Below are 23,051 nucleotides of genomic sequence, written 5' to 3' on the forward strand. Positions count from 1 at the left end.
GGGTGGAAACGAATGACGCGATCGAGGTGTGCCATCTGGCGGACCCCTCCGCCACCGACGCCCTGGGGCGGCGGCTGGCCTCGCAGCTGATCGCCGCTGGTGCCGGTGACGGCGCCCTGCTGCTGCTGCGGGGGGACCTGGGCACGGGCAAGACGTCGCTCGTGCAGGGACTGGCCGCCGCCCTGGGCATCGCCGAACCGATCAGCAGCCCCACCTTCGCCCTGGCCCAGCACTACGACACCGACGCCGGTCCCGACGCGGGCGCCGCGGCCCTCGTGCACCTGGATCTCTACCGGCTGGAGCAAGCTGCCGCGGCCGATGAACTGTTCGCCCAGGAGGAGGAGGAGGCCCGCCGCATCGGCGCCGTGATGGCGGTGGAGTGGCCCGAGCGGCTCAGCTTCCAGCCGGAGGGGGCCTGGGAGGTGGCTTTGAGCCACCTGGAGGATGGCGAGGGCCGTCTGGCCCGGATCACGCCGCCGGGCTTCACGCCGCCCCGATCCTGGCCTGCAGCGCCGCGATGATGCGGGCATTGGCGGCCGGAAAGGGGTAGCTGGCGAGCTCCTGGGGCGCCACCCAGCGCACCTGCTGGGAGGCCAGCGGCTGCGGGTCCCCCTCCAGCCAGCGGCAGAGATGGACCACAATGCGCAGCCGCTTGTGGCTGTAGGCGTGCTCCAGGGTGATCAGCTGCTCCCCCACCGTCACCTCGATGGCCAGCTCCTCGCGCAGCTCCCGCTGAATCGTCGCTTCGATCGCTTCGCCCGGCTCCTGCTTGCCCCCCGGAAACTCCCACAGGCCGCCCAGCAGGCCCTCCTGGAGCCGCTGATCGATCAGAACCCTCCCCTCGCCGTCCCGCACCACCCCCACCCCGATCACCTGGAACGGGATGGGGGGGGTGGTGTCCTTCACGGGGAAGCGGCCGGGGTCGCCGGCAGCGTAGGCAGCGCAGCTGCCGCGCCAGGGGCAGACGCCGCAACAGGGCTGGCGGGGGGTGCAGAGGCTGGCGCCCAGGTCCATCAGGGCCTGGTTGAAGGCGCGGGGCCGGTGGGGGTCGAGGACGGTTTCGCTCAGCCGCCAGAAGTGGGCCAGCTGCCGCTTCGGTGGTCCCGGATGGGCGATCAGCCGGGCCAGCACCCGCTGGACGTTGCCATCGAGGATCGGATGGGCCAGATCGAAGGCAGTGGAGAGGATGCTGCCGGCGGTGCTGCGGCCGATGCCGGGCAGGGCCATCCAGCCGTCCAGGGTGCGCGGCCAGGGATCGCCACCCGCCGCGACCAGTCGCTGCGCCCCGCCGTGCAGGCGGCGGGCGCGGGCGTAGTAACCCAGGCCCTGCCAGAGCATCAGAACGTCGTGCTCGCTGGCGGCGGCGAGGGTTCTGAGGTCGGGGAAGGCGGCCATCCAACGGTGCCAGTAGGGCAGCACCACGGCCAGCTGGGTCTGCTGCAGCATCACCTCGGCGACCCACACGCCAAAGGGGTCGAGGGACTCACCGGGCCCGGGGCGGGAACCATCCGGATGCCGCTTCCAGGGGACGTCGTGGCGGCCGTGGCTCTGCCACCACGTGAGCAGGGTCTCCCGAAGCGGCTCGAGGAGGCGCGGAGCCAGCACGGCGCGCCCTACACGAATCCCCCCGGCCGGGGCCGGGTGCTTGACAGGGACACATTGCCCTGGACGGCCCGCTGGACGGACACAGGCGCCGGGGACGGCCGGGGCGGCGGCTGGGGCACGGCCACCACGTTGAAGGCGATCGACCAGCGTTCCCCTTCACCGCGGAAGGGGGGCACCGAGTGGGGCTGCCAGGCCGGGAACACGTAGAAATCTCCGGGCACCGGCAGCACGTAGTGGGCCATGCCGGTGCGGAAGCTCTGGATGTGCCATTCCTCCGGGCCATGGAAACAGAGCTGGCCGTCGAAGCGCTCCGCATTGATCTGGGGGGGCACCTGCAGGAACAGCACGCCGGAGAAACTGCCACCGTGGGTGTGGGTGGGGTTGTAGTCGCCGGCGCGCTGGGCATTGAGCCAGAGGTCGATCATCTGCAGGCCATACCTGCCCGGCGTCCAGGGACCCCGGCCCTGGGGGGGCTGCTGGTCGATCACATGACGGATCCAGCGCTCACAGGCCGGCAGGATCACCGAGCGGCAAAGCTCGGCAGCGGCGGGATGGTCGGGCCCCAGCTCCCGCTGCTGGGCCAGCTGCCCAGCCAGCTTCACCGACGCATCCGGACTGCGTTCGGGCTGGGCCAGCACGGCGCGGGCCATGGCCAGGAGATCGGCGAGCTGGGCCGGGGGTAACTGGCCCTGCAGCAGGTAGCGGGGAAAGAGGCTGACCACCTCCATCGTTAGCTCTTCCGGGGGCGGGCCGGCCATGGAAGCGGAGGGGGCGTGCAGGCCCTAAGCCTCGCAAACGGCGGGATCAGATTGCCACGTAGGCCTCGACGGCGTCGCTGAGGCGGCGCAGGCCGGCCAGGCCGTCGCGCTCCAGGTTGCGCACCCGGTCGCGGCTGATGCCCAGGATGCGGCCGATGCCGGTGAGGCTCATCGGCTCCTCGCCGTCGATGCCGTAGCGCATCTTCAGCACGCGGCCCTGCAGATCCGGCAGTTGATCGAGCAGGGCCCGCAGGTCCCCCTTGAGGCACTCACCATCCACCAGCTCAGACGGCAGCAAGTCGTCACCGGCCAGCAGATCCAGCAGTTCGGTGTCCTCGCCATCGCCCACCTTTGTTTCGAGGCTCACCGGCTGGCGGGCGCGGCAGAGCAGATCCTTCACTTCCTCTTCGGGCAGTTCCACCGCCACCGCCAGCTCGCTCAGGGTGGGGGTGCGGCCCAGCTCCTGGCTCAGCTCCCGCTGGCCCTTCTTGAGCTTGTTGAGCGTTTCGGTGATGTGGATCGGCAGCCGGATCGTGCGGCTCTTCTCGGCGATCGCCCGGGTGATGCCCTGGCGAATCCACCAGTAGGCGTAGGTGGAGAACTTGTAACCGCGGGTGGGGTCGAACTTCTCGACGCCCCGCACCAGGCCGATCGTGCCCTCCTGGATCAGGTCGAGCAGCTCCATGTTCCGCTTGGTGTACTTCTTGGCCACGCTCACCACCAGGCGCAGGTTGGCCGCCACCATCCGCTCCTTGGCGCGGCGGCCGGCGTGCAGGCGCTTACGCAGCACCTCGGGCTGCAGGCCCACCGCCACCGCCAGTTCCTGCTGGCTCGGATCGCTGCCGCCGGAGCGCATCTTCAGCTCTTCTCGCATCTCCTCGAGGGCCATCAGCTCCTGCACCTGCCGGCCCAGGGTGATCTCCTGCTCATGGCTCAGCAGCGGCACCCGGCCGATGTCCCGCAGGTAGGAGCGGACCAGATCGCCATCCACCGGGGGCATGGAACGGGTCGGGACGGCGCGGACGGCCGACTGGACAGTGACGGGACGGACAACGTCGGAGGTCGAGGGCTGGGCAGCGGCGAAGGCGACGACCATGGAACCGATCCATAACTATCTGTAAAGCGTAACATCACGAAGTGTGAACTCCTCTCAGAAAGCACCGATCCGCCGGATCACCCCATTCCCAGCCTTGGCAGCAGCAGCTGGGCGGTCTTGAGGTAGATGAAAACGCCGGCCACATCCGTGGCCGTGGTGATGAACGGGGCCGACATCAGGGCCGGATCCAGGCCGAGGCGGTCGAACAGCAGGGGCAGGGCCGCGCCCGCAGTCGCGGCCAGGGTGGTGATCGCCACCAGGCTGATGCCGGCCGAGGTCGCCACCAGGGCACTGCCCCCCATGGTCCAGGCCCAGGGCACCACCACCACCGCCAGCAGACCGCCCAGCAGCGCCCCGGCGACCAGCTCCCGGCCGATGGTGCGCCAGGGCCCCAGGGATTGGAGCCGCTGGGTGCTCAGGCCCCGGATGACCACGGTGGAGCTCTGGGCCCCGACGTTGCCACCGGTGCCGATCAGCAGTGGGATGAAGGCCGCCAGCAGCACCACCTGCTTCAGCACCAGCTGCTCGGAGGCGATCACGGCCGAGGTCCCGGTGTTCGCCACCAGCAGCACCAGCAGCCACACCACCCGGCGACGGGCCACGGTGAACAGGTTGCTGCGGAAGTAGTCGTCCTCGTCGCCGGCCTGCACGGCGCCGGCGGCGTAGAGGTCGCGGGTGGCCTCCTGCTGGATGACGTCGATGACGTCGTCGACGGTGACGATCCCCACCAGCCGCTGCTCCCGGTCCACCACGGGCACCGCCAGGAAGTCGTAGCGCTGGATCACCCGGGCCACCTCCTCCTGGTCAGTGTCGGTGGCGACGCTCATCACCTCGCGCGTCATCACATCCCCCAGCCGGTCCTCCGGATCCGCCGTCACCAGATCCCGCAGCGAGAGCATGCCGCTGAGGTGGCGCGAGGCGTCGGTCACATAAAGGCTGTAAATCGTCTCCGTGTCGCGGGCGCGGCGGCGGACGATGTCGAGGGCCTGCTGGGCGCTGTGGAATTCCTTGAGGTCGATGAACTCGGTTGTCATCAGGCGGCCGGCGGTTTCGGCCTCGTAGCCCAGCATCTGGGCCGTGACCCGACGTTCCGCCGGAGAGAGCTCCGCCAGCAGCCGCCGCACCACCTTGGCCGGCAGTTCATCGAAGAGGCGCACCCGGTCGTCCGGGGACATCTCCTCCACCAGTTCCAGCACCTCACCGGAGCGCAGCCGCTCCAGCAGGCTCTGCTGCACCGAACCATCGAGGTATTCGTAGACCTCAATCGCCTCGTTCTTGGGCAGCAGCCGGAAGGCGAGAGCCTGCAGCGTGCGCGGCAGGGTGCCGATCGCCTCGGCGGAATCCACCGCCTGCACTGGCTGCAGCAGCAGTTTGGCGCCGTCGTAATTGCCCGCCTGCAGCAGCCCCTCCAACTGGCGGGCCACCACCTCGGCGACGGCGGAGGCCTCAGCCATCGCTCCTCGCATGCCGGTGGATACGAGTGTATGGGCTGAGCCGCTAGGGTCCGCGGCGAACATCCCTCCCCAGGAACCGATGGCCGTGAACGTGAGCGACGTGGTGGTGCGCACCGCCGCCGGCGAGGAGCGCCGGCTCGGCGCCTGGGCCGGCCAGGTGCTGCTGATCGTCAATGTGGCCAGCCGCTGCGGCTTCACCCGCCAGTACACCGGCCTGCAGGCCGTGCAGGACCGCTTCGGCCCCCAGGGGTTCGCCGTGCTCGGCTTCCCCTGCAACGACTTTGGCGCCCAGGAGCCGGGGACCCTCGACGAGATCCAGCAGTTCTGCTCCACCACCTACGGCGTGGGCTTCGAACTGTTCGACAAGGTGCATGCCACCGGCTCCAAGACAGCGCCCTACGACACCCTCACCCAGGCCGAACCCGCCGGCGATGTGGCCTGGAACTTCGAGAAGTTCCTGATCGGCAAGGACGGCTCCGTGGTGGCCCGCTTCAAGAGCGCCGTGGAACCGGACGGGGCCGAGCTGGTGGCTGCGATCGAGAAAGCGCTGGCCGCCTAAGCGTCCAGCGCCTGGCCCCGAAGCGCCGGCGGCAGCTCAGCCCGCCAGCCAGCCGCGGCTGGCCCGCCCGGCTGCCGTGGAGGCCTCCACCTGGAGCCAGCGGCGGCCGCCGGGCTCCATCCACTCGCGCAGGACCCGCAGCGGGGCCCCGGCTTCCGGACGCGCCAGCACGGGCGCCTGGCAGCGGGGGGCGCAGTGGAGCCCGAGGCTGCCGTTGCTGAGCAGGGGCTCGGCCTGGCGCTCGCGACGACGGACTTCCGGCAAGCGCCGGTCGCCGCCGCCGGCGGGCAGGGCCGCCGGGGCCAGCAGGGCGAACCCGAGCAGGGCGGCCCAGCGCCAGGCCGGCACCGGCATCGGATGGCGTGGGGACATCAAATGTCGAGCTGGGCGAAATCCAGCTCGGCGCTGTGGGTCTCGATGAATTCCCGCCTCGGCGCCACCTTGTCGCCCATCAGGATCGTGAAGATGCGGTCGGCCTCGAGGGCATCCTCGATTTCCACCCGCTTCATCATGCGGGTCTCCGGGTCCATGGTGGTTTCCCAGAGCTGCTTGGGCATCATTTCGCCCAGGCCCTTGAAGCGCTGGATGTTGTAGTTGGCCTTCTCGCCGAAACCTTGGAGAACCTTCTTGAGCTCGTTTTCGTTGTAGCAGTAGTTGTGGTTCTTGCCGCGCTCCACCTTGTACAGCGGCGGGCAGGCGATGTAGATGTAGCCACCTTCCACCAGGGCCTTCTGATAGCGGTAGAAGAAGGTGAGCAGCAGGGTGCGGATGTGGGCGCCGTCCACGTCCGCGTCAGTCATGATGACGATGCGGTGGTAGCGAAGGTTCTTCTCCTCGAAATCTTCTCCTTTGATGCCCAGGCCCAGGGCCGTGATCAAGGCCTGGATCTCGGTGTTCTTGTAGATCTTGGCGTCATCGGTCTTTTCGATGTTGAGGATCTTGCCGCGCAGGGGCAGGATGGCCTGGAAGCGGCGGTCGCGGCCCTGTTTAGCGGAGCCGCCGGCCGAATCCCCCTCCACGATGTAGATCTCCGATTCGCTCGGGTCGCGGGAGCTGCAGTCGGCCAGCTTGCCGGGGAGGGTGGAACTCTCCAGCACCGACTTACGCCTGACCAGCTCCCTCGCCCGGCGGGCGGCTTCGGCGGCGTTGAAGGCCTGGATCGCCTTCTCCAGGATCAGGTCGATCACCTGGGGGTTGAATTCCAGGTATTCCCCCAGGGCCTCACCCACCGTCGTGTCGACGATGCCGCGCACCTCGGTGTTACCCAGCTTGGTCTTGGTCTGGCCTTCGAATTCCGGTTCCGGCACTTTCACCGAGAGCACGGCCGTGAGACCCTCGCGGATGTTCTCACCGGCCAGGTTGGTGTCGGCGTCCTTTCGCTTGCCGCGCTTCTTGGCGAAGGTGTTCAGAGTGCGGGTGAGCACTGTCTTGAGGCCCTCGATGTGGGTGCCGCCATCCACGGTGCGGATGTTGTTGGCGAAGCCCAGGATGCTGTCGGAATAGGCATCCACGCACCACTGCAGGGCCGCCTCCACCTGGACGCCGTCCTTGGTGGCATTCACATAGATGATCTCGGCATGCAGAGGGTCCTTCTCCGCATTCATGTAGGCGACGTACTCCTTGATGCCGCCTTCGTAGTGATAGACCTCCTCGTGGGCTTCGCCGGCGGCGTTGGTGGCCGCGGCTCGCTCATCGCGGAAAACGATGCGGACCCCGCCGTTCAGGTAGGCCAGCTCCCGCAGACGGGCCGAGAGGGTGTGGTAATCGAACGCGATCCCGCCACTGAAGATCTCGAGGTCGGGCAGGAAGCGCACCGCGGTGCCGGTGCCGGCGTCGGGGGCGTCCTCGGAGGCGAGGGTGCCGATCGGCAGGCCGCGCTCGAACCGCTGGCGGTGGACCTGGCCCTGGCGGTGAACCGTGACCTCCACCCACTCGCTGAGGGCATTGACCACCGAGATGCCGACGCCGTGCAAACCGCCGGAAACCTTGTAACCGCCACTGCCGAACTTGCCGCCGGCGTGGAGCACGGTCAGCACCGTCTCCAGGGCGCTGCGGCCGGTGCGGGGGTGGATGTCGGTGGGGATACCGCGGCCGTTATCGGTGACGCTGGCGGAGCCATCCGCGTGCAGCGTGACCACGATCGCGTCGCAGTGGCCGGCCAGGGCCTCGTCCACCGAGTTGTCGACCACCTCGTAGACGAGATGGTGCAGACCCCGGGGGCCGGTGGTGCCGATGTACATGCCCGGCCGCTTGCGCACCGGCTCCAGGCCTTCCAGCACCTGAATCTGTTCGGCGCCGTAGGCCGCTTCGACTTTGATGGCGTCGCTCATTCAGAAAAGATCTCCCCAGGGGGCTGACAAGGGCGGCGAATCCCAGGGGCGGTGGGGCGGCGATGGGGCGAAGCGGCTCCCAAAGGACGCTGCGCAAGGGTCAATCTACCACCGCCGCCCCGGAGAGCCCCAGAGACGCCTCTGGGAATCGATTTGCGCCAGGGGTGCAATCACCCCACGATCCCACCTCCGGCAGGATGGCCCGATCCCCCTGTCGCGCCCGGCCTGCGGCCGCCGCTCCCGACCCCCGTGGTGTCCCTCCCCGGCGCCGATCTCCCCCTGGTGATCGCCCTGCTCGGCCCGACGGCCAGCGGCAAGACCGCCCTGGCGATCGAGCTGGCCGAGGCCCTCGATCTGGCCGTGCTGTCGGTGGACTCCCGCCAGATGTACCGCCATATGGATGTGGGCACGGCCAAGCCCAGCCCCGAGCAGCGGGCCCGGGTGCGCCACGAACTGCTGGATCTGAGCGACCCCGATCAGCCGCTCACCCTGCAGGAGTTCACGGCCCTGGCGGGGGCCGCGATCGCGGCGGAACACCGGCGCCGGGGCGTGGCCCTGCTGGTGGGGGGCAGCGGGCTCTATCTCAAGGCACTGCTGGTGGGTCTGCGGCCGCCGGCGGTGCCGCCCCAGCCGGCCCTGCGGGCCCAGTTCACCGCCCTGGGTCAGCCGGTGTGCCACCAGCTGCTGCGCCAGGCGGATCCGGCGGCGGCCGGTCGCATCGCCGCGGCGGATGCGGTCCGCACCATCCGGGCCCTGGAGGTGCTCTATGCCACCGGGCGGCCCCTCTCGGCCCAGCAGGGCCAGTGCCCTCCCCCCTGGCGGGTGCTGGAGCTGGGCCTGGATCCGGCCGACCTGCACCAGCGCATCGGGCGCCGCACGGCCGCCCTCTACAACGGCGGACTGGTGGAGGAAACGGCCCAGCTGATCGATCGCTTCGGCGCCGACTGCCCGTTGCTGAGCACGATCGGCTATGGGGAAGCGGCGCAGCTGCTGCGGGGCGAACTGGAGCGGGACGCCGCCATCGCCCTGACGGACCGGCGGACCCGGCAGTACGCCAAACGGCAGCGCACCTGGTTCCGGCGCCAGCACCAGCCCCTCTGGCTGACGGATGCCGCCACGGGCGGGGCTTCGGAGGCCGATGTGCTTCAACAGGCCATGGGGGCGGCCATGGGCGGTTTAGGGTGAACAGCTAACCGCCCCTGTGAATGCCTCCCCGTCCCCGTTTTGATCGCCGTGCTCCCGTGCGGGAGCTGCCCAACATCAACGACCGCATCAGCTACCCCAACCTTCGTGTGGTGGATGCGGACGGCAGTCAACTGGGAGTCATCACCCGAGAGGCGGCCCTCGAGGTTGCCCGCGACCGCGAACTGGATCTGGTTCTGGTGAGCGAGAAGGCCGATCCGCCGGTCTGCCGGATCATGGATTACGGCAAGTACAAGTTCGAGCAGGAGAAAAAGGCCAAGGAGGCCAAGAAGAAATCGCACCAGACCGAGGTCAAGGAGGTGAAGATGCGCTACAAGATCGACTCGCACGACTACCAGGTGCGCATCGGTCAGGCGGTGCGCTTCCTCAAATCCGGCGACAAGGTGAAATGCACGGTGATCTTTCGGGGCCGCGAGATCCAGCACACGGCCCTGGCCGAGCAGCTGCTGTATCGCATGGCCAAGGACCTCGAAGAAAACGCCGAGATCCAGCAGCCCCCCAAGCGGGAAGGACGCAACATGATCATGTTCCTGAGCCCGCGCAAGCAGGCGGCCGGCAAGACCGCCGCCGCCGCCGCCGGCTGAGCCCGCCCTCAGGCCGAGCCCCGGCCCCCTTGCGCCCCAAGCACCTGCTCGAAGCTGTCGAGCAGTAACGACCAGCCTGCCGCCGCCGCCTCGGGGCGATGGTCGGGCCGGGCCGCACACATGAAGCCGTGCCCCCCCTCCAGCAGCACCAGCCGGTGGGGCGGGGCCTGGACCGCGGCCAGAACCCGGGCGGCGTTGGCGGCCGAAAGGGCCGTTTCAATCTCCGCCACATCCGCCGGGGGGATGAGGGGATCGCCATCACCGCAGATGCACAGCAGTGTGCCGCTGATCGACGGCACCAGCTCCAGGCTGGCGGGTCCACCGCCCGGGCGCCCTGAGGCCACGCCGGCTCCGTAGAAGTCCACCGTGACGGCCACCGCGGGCAGGGTGGCCGCCAGCAGGGCGACATGGCCGCCGAAACAGAACCCCACACAACCCAGGCCGGCGGCAGGGGAGGGCAACTGTTGCTGCAGCCAGTCGGCGGCCAGGCCCACATCGCTCAGCAGCTGGTCGGTGCGGGTTCGCTCCTTGTGACTGCGGCCCAGGGCCAGCTCCTCCGGGCCGTAACCCAGTTCCAGCTCAGGGGCGGTGCGGGCGTAGAGCGGCACCGCCAGGGCCCCGTAGCCCGCCTCGGCCAGCCGCTGCGTGACGCTGCGGATCCAGCCGTTGATCCCGAACACCTCCGGCAGCACCAGCACCCCTCCCCGGAGCGTTCCATCGGCCGGTCGGGCCCACCAGCAACGCAGCGGAACCTGGTCCGGCCGCCGGGGGTCGAGCTGCAGCCAGGAGGCGACGGAATCGGGGACGGTCAAACCGGCACAGGGCAACCGGCACATGGTCGTATGACAACGAGGGAATTGTCACGGGGCCCAAAGCTCCTTAGGGTGGCGGCCAGAACCCCTGGCCACACTGGCGTGCGTTTTCACATTCAGCAGGAGAGCGACATCCCGGCGTCGACCCAGCTGTACAACCAGATCTGCTTCGCCATCGCCGCCCGGCACTACCCACCGGGCCACCGGCTGCCGAGCACGCGCCAGCTGGCCATGCAGACCGGCCTGCACCGCAACACGATCAGCAAGGTCTACCGCCAGCTCGAAACCGACGGCGTGGTGGAGGCCATGGCCGGCTCAGGGATCTATGTGCGCGACCAGCAGAACCCGCGCGAGATCAAGCCGCCGCCGGGGCTGCGCAGCAAGGCCCTGCCGGACATCGACCGGGAGGTGCGCCAGAGCGTCGATGGGCTGCTGAATGCCGGCTGCACCCTGCAGCAGGCGCGGGAACTGCTCACCCGGGAAATCGACTGGCGGCTGCGCTGCGGTGCCCGGGTACTGGTGAGCACCTCCCGCGAGGACATCGGCGCCTCGATCCTGATCGCCGAGGAACTCAAACCCAGCCTGGAGGTGCCGGTGGAGGTGGTGCCGATCGAGGAGCTCGAATCGGTGCTGGAAACCTCCAGCAAGGGCACGGTGGTCACCAGCCGCTACTTCCTCCAGGAGGTGGAGCAGATCGCCAAGGTGCACGGGGTGCGGGCCGTGCCGGTCGACCTCAACGACTTCGGCCACGAACTGGGCATGCTCAAGGAGCTGCGCCCCGGCAGCTGCGTGGGCCTGGTCAGCATCAGCCCCGGGATCCTGCGGGCCGCCGAGGTGATCCTGCACAGCATGCGGGGCAACGAACTGCTGGTGATGACGGCCAATCCCGACACCAGCAGCCGCCTGCTGGCCCTGCTGCGGGCCTCGAGCCACGTGATCTGCGACAAGCCCAGCCTGCCCCTGGTGGAGCAGACCCTGCGCCAGAACCGCGCCCAGCTGATGCGCCTGCCCATGGTGCACTGTGCCCAGAGCTACCTCGGCAGCGCCACGATCGACCAACTGCGCAAGGAGATCGGCCTCCTGGCGGTCTGACGGCTCGCTGACGCCGGCGGCCGGACGCAGGCAGAATGACGTGGCGGGTAGAATAACTGGGATTTCTACCATGCTGGGCCATGGGCATGAACATCAAGGACCCCCAGGTCCATGCCATGGCCAAGGAACTGGCCGCGCGCCGCGGCACCAGCGTCACGAATGCCGTGCGCCAGGCCCTGGAGGCGGAGCTCACCAGAACAACGGCGCCCGGGCCTGAGAACGTGCGCTCCACCCGACTGGAAGCCATCCGCCAGATCCAGGCGCGCTTCTCGGAGCTTCCCGTCAGGGATCCGAGGTCCTCTCGCGACCTCCAGGACAGCCTCTACGACCACCAAGGCCTGCCGATCTGAATGCCTCCCCCAGCCATGGTCATCGACACCTCCGCCTTTCTGGCGGTGCTGCTCAGGGAAGAGGGGGCCGAAGCGCTTGCCGTGCTGATGGCGGAGGCGCCGATGCTGCTGATGTCAGCGGCGACGAAGCTGGAGGCCTCGCTCGTGGCCGAAGGAAGCCGCATCGGCGCCACCAGCGAGGCCGTCGAAGCCCTCTGCCAGGCCCTGGACGTTCAGGTCGTGCCGTTTGATCAGAGCCATCTGCTCTGGGCGCTGAGGGGCTGGCGCGAGTTCGGCAAGGGGCGCCACCGGGCAGGCCTGAATCTGGGGGACTGCTTCAGCTACGGGCTGGCCAGGGCCATGAACATGCCGCTGCTCTACAAGGGGGATGACTTCAACCGCACCGACGTGCGTTCTCCCGACCCGGGCACCTGAAGGATCCCACCATGCTCGATGCACTCAGGGCCGACCTGGCCATCATCCGGCAACGGGATCCGGCGGCCAGGGGCACCCTGGAGATCCTGCTCTGCTACCCGGGCTTCCACGCCCTCGAGCTGCACCGCGTCAGCCACCGCCTCTGGAGGCTGGGCCTGCCCCTGATCCCCCGGCTGCTGAGCCAGCTGGGACGCCTGCTCACCGGCGTGGAGATCCACCCGGGCGCCCGGATCGGCCGCGGGGTGTTCATCGACCACGGCATGGGCGTCGTGATCGGCGAAACCAGCGTCATCGGCGACAACTGCCTCCTCTACCAGGGCGTGACCCTGGGGGGCACCGGCAAGGAGCACGGCAAGCGCCACCCCACCCTGATGGAGAACGTGGTGGTGGGGGCGGGGGCCAAGGTGCTGGGGGCGATCACCGTGGGCCCCAACACCCGCATCGGCGCCGGCTCGGTGCTGCTGCGCAACGTGGGGGCTGACAGCACCGTGGTGGGCATTCCCGGCCGGGTGATCCACCAGGCGGGGGCCCGCATCGATCCCCTGGCCCACTCCGCCCTGCCGGACGCGGAGGCCTCGGTGATCCGCAACCTGATGGAGCGGATCGACAGCCTGGAGAATGACGTCAACCGGCTGCAGGCCTGCCTGCGGGAAGTGGCCGCCGGCAGGCCGTTGCAGGAGCCCTGCAGCGGCAACGCCCAGAACCTGCGCGATCGGGAGATCCTCGAGTTCCTGGGCGAAACCGCGAACGGCGAGGAGACCCCCCTCAGGCCGTGACCGCCTGGGGCACCTGGGGCTGGAACATGAACATCGAGTAGATCACGTTGCGCCGCATCTGGGTCATCATCTCCAGGAACATGTCGTAGCCCTCGTTCTTGTATTCGATCAGGGGATCCTTCTGGCCGTAGCCCCGCAGACCCACCGATTCCCGCAGGGCCTCCATGGCCTGGAGGTGTTCACGCCAGAGGGTATCGATCTGCTGGAGGATGAAGAAACGCTCCGCTTCCCGCATCAGGCCAGGCCGCATCTGCTCGATCTGCCCCTCCTTGATGTCGTAGGCATTGCGCATCTGCTCCTGCAGGAAGGCCTTGAGTTCCTCCATCGAGAGGCCGCCCACCTGATCAGGGGTGAGATCCTCCAGCAGGTAGATGAACTCCTTGACCTTCTCCACCAGACGGGTGAGATCCCACTCCTCGGGCGGCAGGTCGGGGTTCACATAGGCCTCGACGATGTCGTCGATGGTGCGCTCCCCATAGCCGATCACCTGCTGCTTGAGCTCCCTGCCCTCCAGCACCCGACGCCGCTCGGTGTACACCGCCTTGCGTTGGTTGTTCATCACCTCGTCGTACTCGAACACCTGCTTGCGCATGTCGTAGTAGTACGTTTCCACCTTCTTCTGGGCCCCCTCCAGGGAGCGGGTGAGCATGCCCGATTCGATCGGCATGTCCTCCTCCACCCGGAAGGCGTTCATCAGGCCCGCCACCCGGTCGCCGCCGAAGATGCGCAGCAGGTTGTCCTCAAGGGAGAGGAAGAAGCGGGTGCTGCCCGGGTCGCCCTGGCGGCCGGCCCGGCCGCGCAGCTGGTTGTCGACGCGACGTGATTCGTGGCGCTCGGTGCCGATCACGTGCAGGCCCCCGGCGGTGCGGACCTGGCCCTCCTCCTGCTTGACCACGACGTCGTACTCGGCACGCACCTGGGCGATCAGTTCGCGCAGGCGCTGGATCTGGGGATCGTCGGTGGGGGCCTTCTCCGCCGCCTGGGCGATGCGGTCCTCGAGTTCGAGCACGGTCAGGGTGCGATCGCCCCAGGCCGCTACCAGCTCACGGGCGAAGCTGGACAGCGCCTTCTCCGTGTCTTCGGAGAGGCTGCAGGGGTAGAGGTTGCCGATGGCCCGGGCCTCGGTGGCGGGCCTGGAGCTGGGGGCCACGGCGCCGCCGAAGCCGGCCGGCGCCTCGGTGGAACGCTGCAGGGGCACCGGCGGACGGTGGCCCTCCTCAGGACGCACCAGCCGGGGCAGCAGCACTTCCCGCAGCTTGAGGCGGGCCATGTAGTCGCTGTTGCCGCCCAGGATGATGTCGGTACCCCGGCCGGCCATGTTGGTGGCGATGGTGACGGCGCCGGCCCGGCCCGCCTGGGCGACGATCTCGGCCTCCCGCTCCACGTTCTCCGGCTTGGCGTTGAGCAGGTTGTGGGGGATCGACTGCTCCTGCAGCAGGGTGGAGAGCAGCTCCGACTTCTCCACGCTGGTTGTGCCCACCAGCACGGGACGGCCGGTCTTGTGCACCTGGGCGGTCTCGGAGGCCACGGCCTGCCACTTCGCCGTTTCGGTCTTGTAAACCTGGTCGGGCCAGTCGGCGCGGGAGCGGGTCCGGTTGGTGGGCACCACGGCCACCTCCAGCTTGTAGGTCTTCTCGAACTCCACTTCCTCGGTCTTGGCGGTGCCGGTCATGCCCGCCAGCCGGGGGTAGAGCAGGAAGAAGTTCTGGTAGGTGATGCTGGCCAGCGTCTGGGTCTCGGGCTGGATCGGCAGGACCTCCTTCGCTTCGATCGCCTGGTGCAGGCCGTCGCTCCAGCGGCGCCCCGGCATCACCCGACCCGTGAACTCGTCCACGATCACCGCGTCGGAGTCGCGCACGATGTAGTTGACGTCCTTGACGAACAGCTCCTTGGCCTTGAGGGCGTTGTTGATGAAGTGGGCCCAGGGGTCCTGGGGGTTGAAGAGGTCCTGGACGCCGAGCAGCTGCTCCGCCTTCTGGTAGCCCTCGTCGGTGAGGGTGACGTTGCGCTGCTTCTCATCGACCTCGTAGTCGCCCTCGGGATCGATGCCGTCCTTGCCCATCTCGGCGGCACGCACGAGCTCGCCGGCGATCCGGGCCGCCTGCATGTACTTCTCCTGGGGCCGCTCGATCTGCCCGGAGATGATCAGCGGGGTGCGGGCCTCGTCAACGAGGATCGAATCCACCTCGTCAATGATGCAGTACTGGAATTCGCGCTGCACCACCTCGGCGATATCGCTCGCCATGTTGTCGCGCAGGTAGTCGAAGCCCAGTTCGGAGTTGGTGGCGTAGGTGATGTCGCAGGCGTAGTTGCGGCGCCGCTCCGGCGGGCTCATGTCCTGCTGGATCAGGCCGACGCTCAGCCCCAGGAAGCGGTGGATCTGGCCCATCCACTCGGCGTCGCGGCGGGCCAGGTAGTCGTTGACCGTGACCACGTGGACCCCGCGGCCGGTGAGGGCGTTGAGGTAGGCCGGCAGGGTGGCCACCAGGGTCTTGCCCTCGCCGGTCTTCATCTCGGCGATCTGGGCGTTGTGCAGCACCATGCCACCGATCAGCTGCACGTCGAAGTGGCGCATGCCCAGCACCCGCTTGCCGGCCTCCCGCACCACCGCAAAGGCCTGGGGCAGCAGCTTGTCGAGCAGGGCCTTGCGGCTTGCGGCCGTCTCGGGCTTCTCCAGCTGCTGGCGGAACTCGGCCGTCAGGCCCCTCAGCTCCTCGTCGCTGAGGGGCTCGATCTCCTCTTCCAGCAGGTTGATGTCGGACACCAGCGGCTGGTAGCGCTTCAGCTTGCGGGCATTGGGATCACCCAGCAGCAGCTTGAGCATGGAGATGGCCTGTCCGTAGTTGATTACCCTACCATCGCAAAACCGTGGCCGAGAGCGAAGAATCGTGCTGCTGCAAGGGTTCTCGGCGTCGCTTCCGCCGGGGATCCGCACCTGCAGTGCCCACCGGCCCCGGCCGCCTAGCAGGATTCGCAGCTGATGCCCTTCACGCCGGCCCGTTGAGCACCGCCATCCCCAGGCCCCGAGACCCTGCCGCAGCCCCGGTGCGGCTGATCCGCCACGGCGGCCTGTGCCTGCGCCTGCGCTGGCGGTTGGCGGCCCTGGGCGCCCTGCTCGACGGCCACAGCTTCTGGGCCACCGGCCGGCAGCGCTCCCAGCTGGGACGGATGCTGAGGGGCAGCCAGGTGGTGGTGAGCGCCTGGCAGGGGAGCCGCCTGGTGGGATTCGGGCGCGCCACCAGCGATGGGGTGTTCCGCGCCGTGCTCTGGGACGTGGTGGTGGCGGCGGACCACCAGGGACGGGGACTGGGCCGGCGGGTCGTTGAAGAGCTGCTGGCCAGCCCTCCCGTGGCCGCAGCAGAACGGGTGTATCTGATGACCACCTCGGGCGAGGGCTTCTACGAACGGCTGGGCTTCAGCCGGGTGGACAGCCAGCGGCTGATGCTGAAACAGACAAGCGGATGAAGAGATTCGAACTCTCGACCCTCTCCTTGGCAAGGAGATGCTCTACCACTGAGCTACATCCGCATTGATCGGACCCAGGCTTGCGTGCCGATAACGGCGCTGGGCTCGGCCCTGCCGGCTCACACCGACAAGTTGAGCATGCCCCATGGGGGGTCCCTTGGTCAAATGGGCGCGGTGACGGCGAATCCGGGGATCGGGGGCGCCAGGCGAAAGCGCCCATAAAGTCCTGAGGTGGCGGTGGCGGCTAGGCATGTGGTGGCGAACTCCCTGGCTGAGACAGCGGCGGCTGCTGCTGGGGCTGGCCCTGTTCGACACCCTGCTGTTGTTGGGCACTTACAACAGCCTGTTCCTGCAACGGTTCGACCGCTGGGCCGGCGTCACTGGGGGCATCGGAAGCCTGATCGGGCTCTGGGTGGGGGTCTCCTACCTGCTGGGGCGCTATTCCAAGCCCGACCAGGGTCAGCGTGATTCCCAGCGCCGGCGGCTGGGCGCCACCGCCGTGGTCGCCCTGCTGGTGCTGGCCGTCGTGGTGGTTGTCCTCAACTGGGGACTGAAGGTTGAAGATCCGCGAACGTTCCGCAACTTCATCCTTCCCCTGCTAGCGGCCGTCACCCTGGCCTCCGGAACGGCCCAGCTGGTCGTCACCCGCCTGCTGAGTCGGCGCCAGGCCTGGCTGCTGGTGGGGGAGGCTGAGGAACTGAACGTGGTTCAACGGGAACTGGAGCGTGACGGAGGTCAGCCACTGCTCGCTCTCCACTACTGCGACTGCCGGGCGCTCGCTCCTGACTTCGAGACGATCCTGCTGTCGGTGGATGGCATCGCAGTGAGTGAGGCCGCCGAACTGAACGATGCCCTGCTGCAGAAGTTGCTGGCACGGCGCGAACGCGGCGCCAGCGTCTGCAGCCTCGTGATCTGGGTCGAGCATCACCTGCAGCGGGTTCCCCCGGAGCTGTTCTCCAGTCGCTGGCTGCTGCAGGCGGATGGGTTCGAACTGCAACCCAACCGCTGGGGATGGCAGCTCAAACGCCTTGGCGACGTGGTCGTCGCCAGCCTGTTGTTGGTGGTCACGGCGCCGATCCTGCTGATCGCCGCCATCGCCATCCGCCTCGAAGACGGGGGGGGCATCCTCTACCGCCAGCGGCGCACAGGCCTCTACGGGGAGGCCATCGAAGTGTGGAAGCTGAGAACCATGTGCCAGGAAGCGGAGACACGCGGGGCCCGCTGGGCCAGCCGCAATGACCCCCGTGTCACCGTGGTGGGAAACACATTGAGACGGCTGCGCATCGATGAACTGCCCCAGCTGATTTCCGTTCTCAAGGGTGAGATGAGTCTGATCGGTCCAAGGCCGGAGCGGCCCGAGATTGAGGACACTCTCGAACAACAGATCCAGCATTATCGGGTGCGCCACTGGGTGCGGCCAGGCCTGAGCGGGTGGGCGCAGGTCTGCTACCCCTATGGCGCCAGCATTGAAGACAGCAGGATGAAACTCAGCTACGACCTTTATTATCTGCGCAATGCCAGTCTGATGCTTGACACTCTCATTCTGATCAAGACAATACGTCTGCTGGCAAGAGCCCGAGGGGCCCAGCCTGTCAGTTGTCAACTGCCATCCAGAGCCGACTTCAAGGCCATGCGTAGAGCCCCATGACCCCGTAGGATCAGCCGTGAATGGCAACGGTCTTTGGCGACTGTCCTGATCACTGGAGGAGCCGGCTTCATCGGCAGCCACACCTGTCTCGTCCTGATCGGTGCGGGCCATCGTGTGGTTGTTGTCGACAACCTGCAGAACAGCAGCGTTGAAGCACTGCACCGTGTCGCAGAGCTCTGCAGCCTCAGCCCGGACCATGCCAGCGGCCACCAGGAATGGAGGTCGGCCTCGGGCGAAAGCCAACTGATCTTCATCAACGGTGATATCAGAAGCCCCGTTGACCTGGATCTGGCCTTCCGATCCGGAGGCCCCGGGGACAGCTCCGATATCACGGCCGTTCTTCACTTCGCCGGCCTCAAAGCGGTGGGGGACTCGATCCACCAACCGCTCAGCTACTGGCACGTCAACGTCGAAGGCACGCGCTGCCTGCTGGAGGCCATGCGCCGGCACGGCTGCCGCACCATCGTGTTCAGCAGCACCGCCGCGCTCTATGGCGTCCCCGAGGCGTTGCCGATCCCGGAAAGTGCCTGCATTCAGCCGGCCAATCCCTACGGTCAGACCAAAGCGGCTGTCGAGCAGCTGCTGGCCGATGTCGCCCAGAGTGAACCGGGCTGGCGCATGGCGCGATTGCGCTATTTCAACCCCGTCGGCGCCCACCCCAGCGGATGCATCGGCGAAGACCCCAATGGGGTGCCCTCGAATCTGTTTCCCCTGATCACGCAGGTGGCCATGGGGATCCGGCCCCATGTGAAGATCTTCGGCTCCGACTGGCCCACACCTGATGGCACCGGCATCCGTGACTTCATCCATGTGATGGATCTCGCCGAAGGCCATCGGCAGGCCCTGGACGTGCTCCTGGCCTCAGACGAACAGATCCTGACCCTCAACCTGGGCAGTGGCCAGGGCCATTCCGTGCTCGAAATGATCCAGGCCTTCGAGCGGATCAACGGCTGTCTTGTGGCCTATGAGTTTGCGCCGCGCAGGCCAGGCGATGTGGCGGAGAGTGTGGCCGATCCCTCTGCCGCCAAGCATCTTCTGGGCTGGTCCACCACGCGAAGTCTTGAGGACATCTGCCGGGATGGCTGGGCCTGGAGGCAGCGGAACCGGAACGGCTACCGCAATCGGCGATAGAGCCAGCTCTGCAGGCTGGCCGGCATGATGCGAAGGCCAAAAGCGGCAAAAGCCCAGAGAAGATTCATCGGTGAAGACAGCTGAAGCTCCCGCATGGCCCTGAGCCGGACGTGGAGGTCCGCCCACGCCTGCTGCCAACCGCCGCGGCGTCGGAAGAAGGCGGCGTCCCGCTGGAAGTTCAGCAGCGGTTCCGGCAGGTTGGCGAACACATAGCCCGACGTCGCCGCCGAGATCCAGAGATGGTAGTCCTCGGTGCGTTTCACATCTTCACGGTAACGAAGACCGGACTCAAAAACCCGGCGACGCAGCATCACCGTGGGGTGATTCAGGGGATTGCTGCGCGGCAAGGTGGCCACAATGGCCGCGTGGCTGATGGGCATCCTCTTGAGCTGAAGATAGGCACCGTGCTCATCAACTTCGTGGCAAGCCGTGCCAAGAATGTCAACCTCTGCATGCTCGATCATGTACTGGCGCTGGCGCTCCATGCGCCCGGGAAGGGATTCATCATCGGCATCCATTCGCGCCAGGAAGGCCACACCTGGATCCCGCAGCGCCTCCTCAAGAAGCTGGTTGAGGCCGTGGGCGAGTCCTCGGGATTCCGCCACCTCCCGCAGCACCAGCGTGGCGGGAGCGGCGGCGGCTCGGAACCGGTCGGGGTCCGTGAGCTGGCCACCATCGACCCGCAGGTACAGCAGGTCGCCGGGGGCCAGACTGGAGGCCGTGCTGCGGATGGCCCGCAGGGCCAGGGGAGCTGGTGTGTCCCCCTTCATGCAAAGCAGGGTCGCGATGCGCGCTGTCACAGCGCCTGGGTGGCTTGCAACGGCAGATCGATTTCCACATGGGCCGCCTGGGGAACGAAATCCCGCAGGGCCTCAACATCCACCCGCTGGCCGTCGAGGAAGCGCTCCAGCAGGGCCTCACTGGAGTAGTCATCACTTTCGCCGGCCCGGTTGTCGAGGATGGTCTGCACCTTGTTGATCGGTGCGCAGAAGGCCACCGACTGGTCGAAGCAAAGCAGGTCAGGCTTGACCAAGGCGAAAAGGGAACTGGAGGAGGACAGCACCTGCTCCAGACGGTTGGGGTTGGTGTAGGGGAGCGTCCGCAGCAGGCCGAGCAGATCGGCGAGGCGATACACGGAACTGGACACCTCGATCGGATAGCCGAAGTCGCCGGTCTGTCCCACCCAACGAAACCGCAGCCCACCGTCCACGGGCTGGAAATCCGGCAGCGGCTGCACGCAGTTCATCGAATAGCAGCGCGTGGTGTTGTGGCCGACGCGCAGGGAGAAGCCGATGGCAGAGGGCTGCTGGTCGAGGGCGCCATGGATGGCATGCAACGAAAAGGGCCGCACGAAGATGTTGTCGTCAACGAGAAACAGCAGCTGCTCACAGCTGGCGCGCCAGGAGCGCAGCCGCAGGCGATCCAGGATCCGGCGCCAGCGGGAGGCGGCGGGGGGTTGGCGCAGACAGGCCAGCAGATCGTGGCGAAAGGAGCGCTCCTGCACCCAGTCAATCAGGAGCCGGCCCTGGAACTCCTGCTGCAGCTGGGCATAACCCTGGGCGAACGCCTCTGAGCTGGTCCGGTAGAGCACGGTGATCGGAGACTGCGCCGCCTCCAGGCAATGCAGGGCGAACGACGCCAGGGTCGCCTGCAACTGCAGGGGCCGATCCTTGGAAAAGATCAGGGTGAGGGTGCGCATCAGAGCTGGGGCGGGGCCGGGAACTGGTCGGTGATCGCCTCCCCCTCCAGCAGGCAGCGATACAGCCGTTCGTACTGGTCGGCGATGCCCTCCCAGGTGAAGTGGGCCCGCCAGGCCCGATGGGCGGAGGCGGCCATCCTGGTGCGGGCGGGGGCGTCGGCCAGCAGGGCCTCCAGCCGCTGGGTCCCGGCGGCCAGATCGGCCCGCACACTGCCTTCCCGGTCGTCACTGCGCACACCGGGCAACAACTCGCCCCCACCTGTCCAGCTGATGATCTCGGCCGCATTGCCCACCGGCGTGACCAGGAAGGGGGTGCGGGAAGCAGCGGCTTCGAACAACACCAGGGGGGAACACTCGATCCAGGAGGGGAACAGGAGAAGATCCGCCTCCAGAAAGGCACTAATTGTGTCCTCACGCGATAGCGAAACACACTTGATCTGGCGTTCTTGTACTCTGTTGCGCTTCCGCCTCAGACGGCGCAAGAGTTGAAACCAGATGGGAAAGCCAACGCCACGCAGACTTTTGCGGCGAACGATGTAGTAGAGAGCTTTGAGGATATGAATCGGCCTGACTAATGTTATGACTGGTCGGTCGAAGTCAGGGCAGACGAGCAGCAACGTTGCTTTATTTAGGCTGGAGTGGGAAAAGATCTCTACCGCTTCTTCCTGACCTTTGGCCACTGAGAGATAGCCTGCTACATGCAGGATCAGATGGTGGTCTGTCGGAATTCCTAGACGCTGACGTATGTCACCATCTTCGAAGCGATCAAACTCATCGGCCGCTGCTCCATTGGGAATGATGGCGATTGACTCAACACCGGCATTGCGCGCGAAGTCGATATCTCGGTAGGAGTCGGAAAGAAAGACACAGGCATCGTAGCTGCGCATCCACTCCCCCATTGAGGAGAAATAGTTGCGAAAAATAGGATCTTCGAGAGCAGAAAAACCCGTTGGCACGAACACCTTACGGGCTTTCAGCCGGGAGAGCAGCGGTAGGGTGAGGTCGGTAGCCCATTGCTGGGCTGCGAAGTTCACAATGATGTCTGGATTAAAGTCCAGCAGAAAGTTTTGGTAGCCAGAGACATCGCCCCAGATGCCAATTGCGCTCTTGCCATGAACATCAAAGGACCGGACATCAACGCCTTCAATCTGACTGACTTGGCGTCGTGGGTCGTTGCTTGTGGCGACGGTTACTTGATGGCCTCGCTGCACGAGGCGTTCTGAGATCTGGCGTACCACCTCAGACATGCCGTGACGGGCTGGTAGGTAGGACTCGACCGTATGGAGGATCTTCATGGGTCGAGGGGGCTGGGGGGAACCTACGCCGCAGCCGGGGCGGCGGGATAAACCAGGGTCATGCCTGGGAGGCTGAGACCCGAATGCACGGCATGGAAGCGTCCGGGAAAGGCCGCGAGGGTCTCCTCGACAGCCTGGCGGGGACCGATGTTGTAACCGGATTCCGAGGACTGGAGGAAGGTGTCGTGTAGCAGCAGCAGCGGGTCTGGGACGGCAGCCAGGATCCCGTCGATCTCACGCCTGACGCTGGCATGGGAGTGGTCACCGTCGAGGAAGAACAGGGGGGAAGGGGGACGTCCCGCCCGCTCCCAGAGGACGAGGGAGGTGGTCAGGCCGTCGCCCTGGTGCAGCTGCACACCCTCGAGGCCCCGTACCATCGCGCCCCGCTGGGCATGGGGATGTTCCACATGGTCGACATCGTCGGGGAGATCGCAGGAATGGATGGTGGTGGGGATGTGGAAGTACTGGGCAATTTCGTGAAAGATCCTCGCCGACTTGCCGATGTTGGTGCCCCACTCGAAGATCAGCGATGGCTCGAAGCGACAGACCGTCGCCGTCATCAGCATCAGCTCCTGGAGGGGGAAGGGATGGACGCCGACCACGGGAACCAGGGTGCGGGCCACGAATGCTGAGGTGACCCAGCCGTCCACTTCAAACTCCCCGCAGGCGGGATTGCGGGATGGGTTGGCCGTGCTGAGGAAAGGATTCAGGGATTTCGAACGTTCGGCGGAGGACCCACGAAGATCCAGCAGCCGAGTAAGGAGTCCCATGGTTGTGAAT

At 67.2% G+C, this 23,051-nt stretch carries 23 protein-coding genes and 1 tRNA gene; 11 read left to right on the top strand and 13 right to left on the bottom strand.

Going from position 1 to position 23,051, the window contains the following annotated elements:
* Window positions 1-2: 2 nt before the first annotated feature.
* Window positions 3-521 carry a tRNA (adenosine(37)-N6)-threonylcarbamoyltransferase complex ATPase subunit type 1 TsaE gene (gene tsaE / locus KBZ12_RS12025; protein ID WP_254958208.1) on the top strand — a complete coding sequence of 173 codons (519 nt, stop codon included), beginning with the start codon at window positions 3-5 and terminating at the stop codon, window positions 519-521.
* Here the strand turns inward: tsaE and mutT are convergent.
* The 4 genes from mutT to mgtE form a co-directional block, all read right to left on the bottom strand.
* On the bottom strand, window positions 484-1,605 hold the full coding sequence (gene mutT / locus KBZ12_RS12030) for an 8-oxo-dGTP diphosphatase MutT (protein ID WP_396101129.1): 1,122 nt from the start codon (window positions 1,603-1,605) through the stop codon (window positions 484-486). The two genes, tsaE and mutT, sit on opposite strands and share 38 nt — an antisense overlap.
* Before the next feature lie 8 nt (window positions 1,606-1,613).
* Window positions 1,614-2,363, bottom strand: a complete 750-nt coding sequence (locus tag KBZ12_RS12035) for a putative 2OG-Fe(II) oxygenase (RefSeq protein ID WP_254958210.1) — start codon at window positions 2,361-2,363, stop codon at window positions 1,614-1,616.
* Window positions 2,364-2,409: 46 nt separating this feature from the next.
* Window positions 2,410-3,363, bottom strand: a complete 954-nt coding sequence (locus tag KBZ12_RS12040; RefSeq protein WP_254958255.1) for an RpoD/SigA family RNA polymerase sigma factor — start codon at window positions 3,361-3,363, stop codon at window positions 2,410-2,412.
* Window positions 3,364-3,536: 173 nt separating this feature from the next.
* Window positions 3,537-4,913, bottom strand: coding sequence for a magnesium transporter (gene mgtE / locus KBZ12_RS12045; RefSeq protein WP_254944470.1), 1,377 nt, complete (start codon window positions 4,911-4,913; stop codon window positions 3,537-3,539).
* Window positions 4,914-4,992: 79 nt separating this feature from the next.
* On the opposite strand from mgtE, the gene KBZ12_RS12050 reads away from it, so the two are divergent.
* On the top strand, window positions 4,993-5,472 hold the full coding sequence (locus KBZ12_RS12050) for a glutathione peroxidase (protein ID WP_254958211.1): 480 nt from the start codon (window positions 4,993-4,995) through the stop codon (window positions 5,470-5,472).
* 36 nt (window positions 5,473-5,508) lie between these two features.
* On the opposite strand, the gene KBZ12_RS12055 is transcribed toward KBZ12_RS12050, so the two are convergent.
* Together KBZ12_RS12055 and gyrB are read right to left on the bottom strand one after the other, a co-directional pair.
* Window positions 5,509-5,844 carry an SH3 domain-containing protein gene (locus tag KBZ12_RS12055; RefSeq protein ID WP_254958212.1) on the bottom strand — a complete coding sequence of 112 codons (336 nt, stop codon included), beginning with the start codon at window positions 5,842-5,844 and terminating at the stop codon, window positions 5,509-5,511.
* A complete protein-coding gene (gene gyrB / locus KBZ12_RS12060) occupies window positions 5,844-7,802 on the bottom strand; it encodes a DNA topoisomerase (ATP-hydrolyzing) subunit B (RefSeq protein WP_254958213.1) in 1,959 nt (652 codons plus the stop codon). Before gyrB ends, KBZ12_RS12055 begins: the two co-directional genes overlap by 1 nt.
* Before the next feature lie 249 nt (window positions 7,803-8,051).
* On the opposite strand from gyrB, the gene miaA reads away from it, so the two are divergent.
* Window positions 8,052-8,987, top strand: a complete 936-nt coding sequence (miaA, locus tag KBZ12_RS12065; protein ID WP_254958214.1) for a tRNA (adenosine(37)-N6)-dimethylallyltransferase MiaA — start codon at window positions 8,052-8,054, stop codon at window positions 8,985-8,987.
* A 20-nt stretch (window positions 8,988-9,007) separates the two neighbouring features.
* Entirely contained in the window at window positions 9,008-9,589 is a 582-nt protein-coding gene (gene infC / locus KBZ12_RS12070; protein WP_159817654.1) for a translation initiation factor IF-3, read from the top strand.
* Window positions 9,590-9,597: 8 nt separating this feature from the next.
* On the opposite strand, the gene KBZ12_RS12075 is transcribed toward infC, so the two are convergent.
* A complete protein-coding gene (locus KBZ12_RS12075) occupies window positions 9,598-10,401 on the bottom strand; it encodes a dienelactone hydrolase family protein (RefSeq protein ID WP_254958215.1) in 804 nt (267 codons plus the stop codon).
* 102 nt (window positions 10,402-10,503) lie between these two features.
* Between KBZ12_RS12075 and KBZ12_RS12080 the strand changes: the two genes are divergently transcribed.
* The 4 genes from KBZ12_RS12080 (at window position 10,504) to cysE (ending at window position 13,033) form a co-directional block, all read left to right on the top strand.
* Complete coding sequence (locus KBZ12_RS12080; RefSeq protein WP_254958216.1) at window positions 10,504-11,493, top strand: GntR family transcriptional regulator; 990 nt, start codon at window positions 10,504-10,506, stop codon at window positions 11,491-11,493.
* A gap of 86 nt (window positions 11,494-11,579) precedes the next feature.
* Window positions 11,580-11,843 carry a type II toxin-antitoxin system VapB family antitoxin gene (locus KBZ12_RS12085; protein WP_254958217.1) on the top strand — a complete coding sequence of 88 codons (264 nt, stop codon included), beginning with the start codon at window positions 11,580-11,582 and terminating at the stop codon, window positions 11,841-11,843.
* The gene (locus KBZ12_RS12090; protein WP_254958218.1) at window positions 11,844-12,257 is read left to right on the top strand and encodes a type II toxin-antitoxin system VapC family toxin; all 414 of its coding nucleotides are present in this window, start codon (window positions 11,844-11,846) and stop codon (window positions 12,255-12,257) included.
* 11 nt (window positions 12,258-12,268) lie between these two features.
* Window positions 12,269-13,033 (top strand): serine O-acetyltransferase, encoded by a 765-nt coding sequence (cysE, locus tag KBZ12_RS12095; RefSeq protein ID WP_254958219.1) that lies wholly within the window; start codon window positions 12,269-12,271, stop codon window positions 13,031-13,033.
* Here cysE and secA read toward each other — a convergent pair.
* Entirely contained in the window at window positions 13,023-15,857 is a 2,835-nt protein-coding gene (gene secA, locus KBZ12_RS12100; protein WP_254958220.1) for a preprotein translocase subunit SecA, read from the bottom strand. The two genes, cysE and secA, sit on opposite strands and share 11 nt — an antisense overlap.
* 176 nt (window positions 15,858-16,033) lie before the next feature.
* Between secA and KBZ12_RS12105 the strand changes: the two genes are divergently transcribed.
* Window positions 16,034-16,498: a GNAT family N-acetyltransferase gene (locus KBZ12_RS12105; protein WP_396101135.1), complete on the top strand. Its 465-nt coding sequence runs from the start codon at window positions 16,034-16,036 to the stop codon at window positions 16,496-16,498.
* On the opposite strand, the gene KBZ12_RS12110 is transcribed toward KBZ12_RS12105, so the two are convergent.
* A tRNA-Gly gene (locus KBZ12_RS12110) sits at window positions 16,490-16,561 on the bottom strand. The two genes, KBZ12_RS12105 and KBZ12_RS12110, sit on opposite strands and share 9 nt — an antisense overlap.
* A gap of 187 nt (window positions 16,562-16,748) precedes the next feature.
* Between KBZ12_RS12110 and KBZ12_RS12115 the strand changes: the two genes are divergently transcribed.
* Both KBZ12_RS12115 and galE read left to right on the top strand, forming a co-directional pair.
* A complete protein-coding gene (locus tag KBZ12_RS12115) occupies window positions 16,749-18,146 on the top strand; it encodes an exopolysaccharide biosynthesis polyprenyl glycosylphosphotransferase (protein WP_254958222.1) in 1,398 nt (465 codons plus the stop codon).
* 33 nt (window positions 18,147-18,179) lie between these two features.
* Window positions 18,180-19,277, top strand: a complete 1,098-nt coding sequence (gene galE, locus KBZ12_RS12120) for a UDP-glucose 4-epimerase GalE (protein ID WP_254958224.1) — start codon at window positions 18,180-18,182, stop codon at window positions 19,275-19,277.
* Here galE and KBZ12_RS12125 read toward each other — a convergent pair.
* Genes KBZ12_RS12125 through KBZ12_RS12140 form a run of 4 tightly spaced genes read right to left on the bottom strand, consistent with a single transcriptional unit; the run spans window position 19,259 to window position 23,041 of the window.
* Window positions 19,259-20,047, bottom strand: a complete 789-nt coding sequence (locus KBZ12_RS12125) for a glycosyltransferase (protein ID WP_254958225.1) — start codon at window positions 20,045-20,047, stop codon at window positions 19,259-19,261. The two genes, galE and KBZ12_RS12125, sit on opposite strands and share 19 nt — an antisense overlap.
* A 26-nt stretch (window positions 20,048-20,073) precedes the next feature.
* Window positions 20,074-20,976, bottom strand: a complete 903-nt coding sequence (locus KBZ12_RS12130; protein ID WP_254958226.1) for a hypothetical protein — start codon at window positions 20,974-20,976, stop codon at window positions 20,074-20,076.
* Window positions 20,976-22,271, bottom strand: coding sequence for a glycosyltransferase family 4 protein (locus tag KBZ12_RS12135; protein ID WP_254958227.1), 1,296 nt, complete (start codon window positions 22,269-22,271; stop codon window positions 20,976-20,978). Before KBZ12_RS12135 ends, KBZ12_RS12130 begins: the two co-directional genes overlap by 1 nt.
* 23 nt (window positions 22,272-22,294) lie before the next feature.
* Window positions 22,295-23,041, bottom strand: coding sequence for a CmcI family methyltransferase (locus tag KBZ12_RS12140; protein WP_254958228.1), 747 nt, complete (start codon window positions 23,039-23,041; stop codon window positions 22,295-22,297).
* Window positions 23,042-23,051 lie beyond the last annotated feature (10 nt).

The sequence above is a fragment of the Cyanobium sp. Cruz CV13-4-11 genome (assembly GCF_024346055.1).
In the GTDB taxonomy this organism is placed as follows: domain Bacteria; phylum Cyanobacteriota; class Cyanobacteriia; order PCC-6307; family Cyanobiaceae; genus Cyanobium.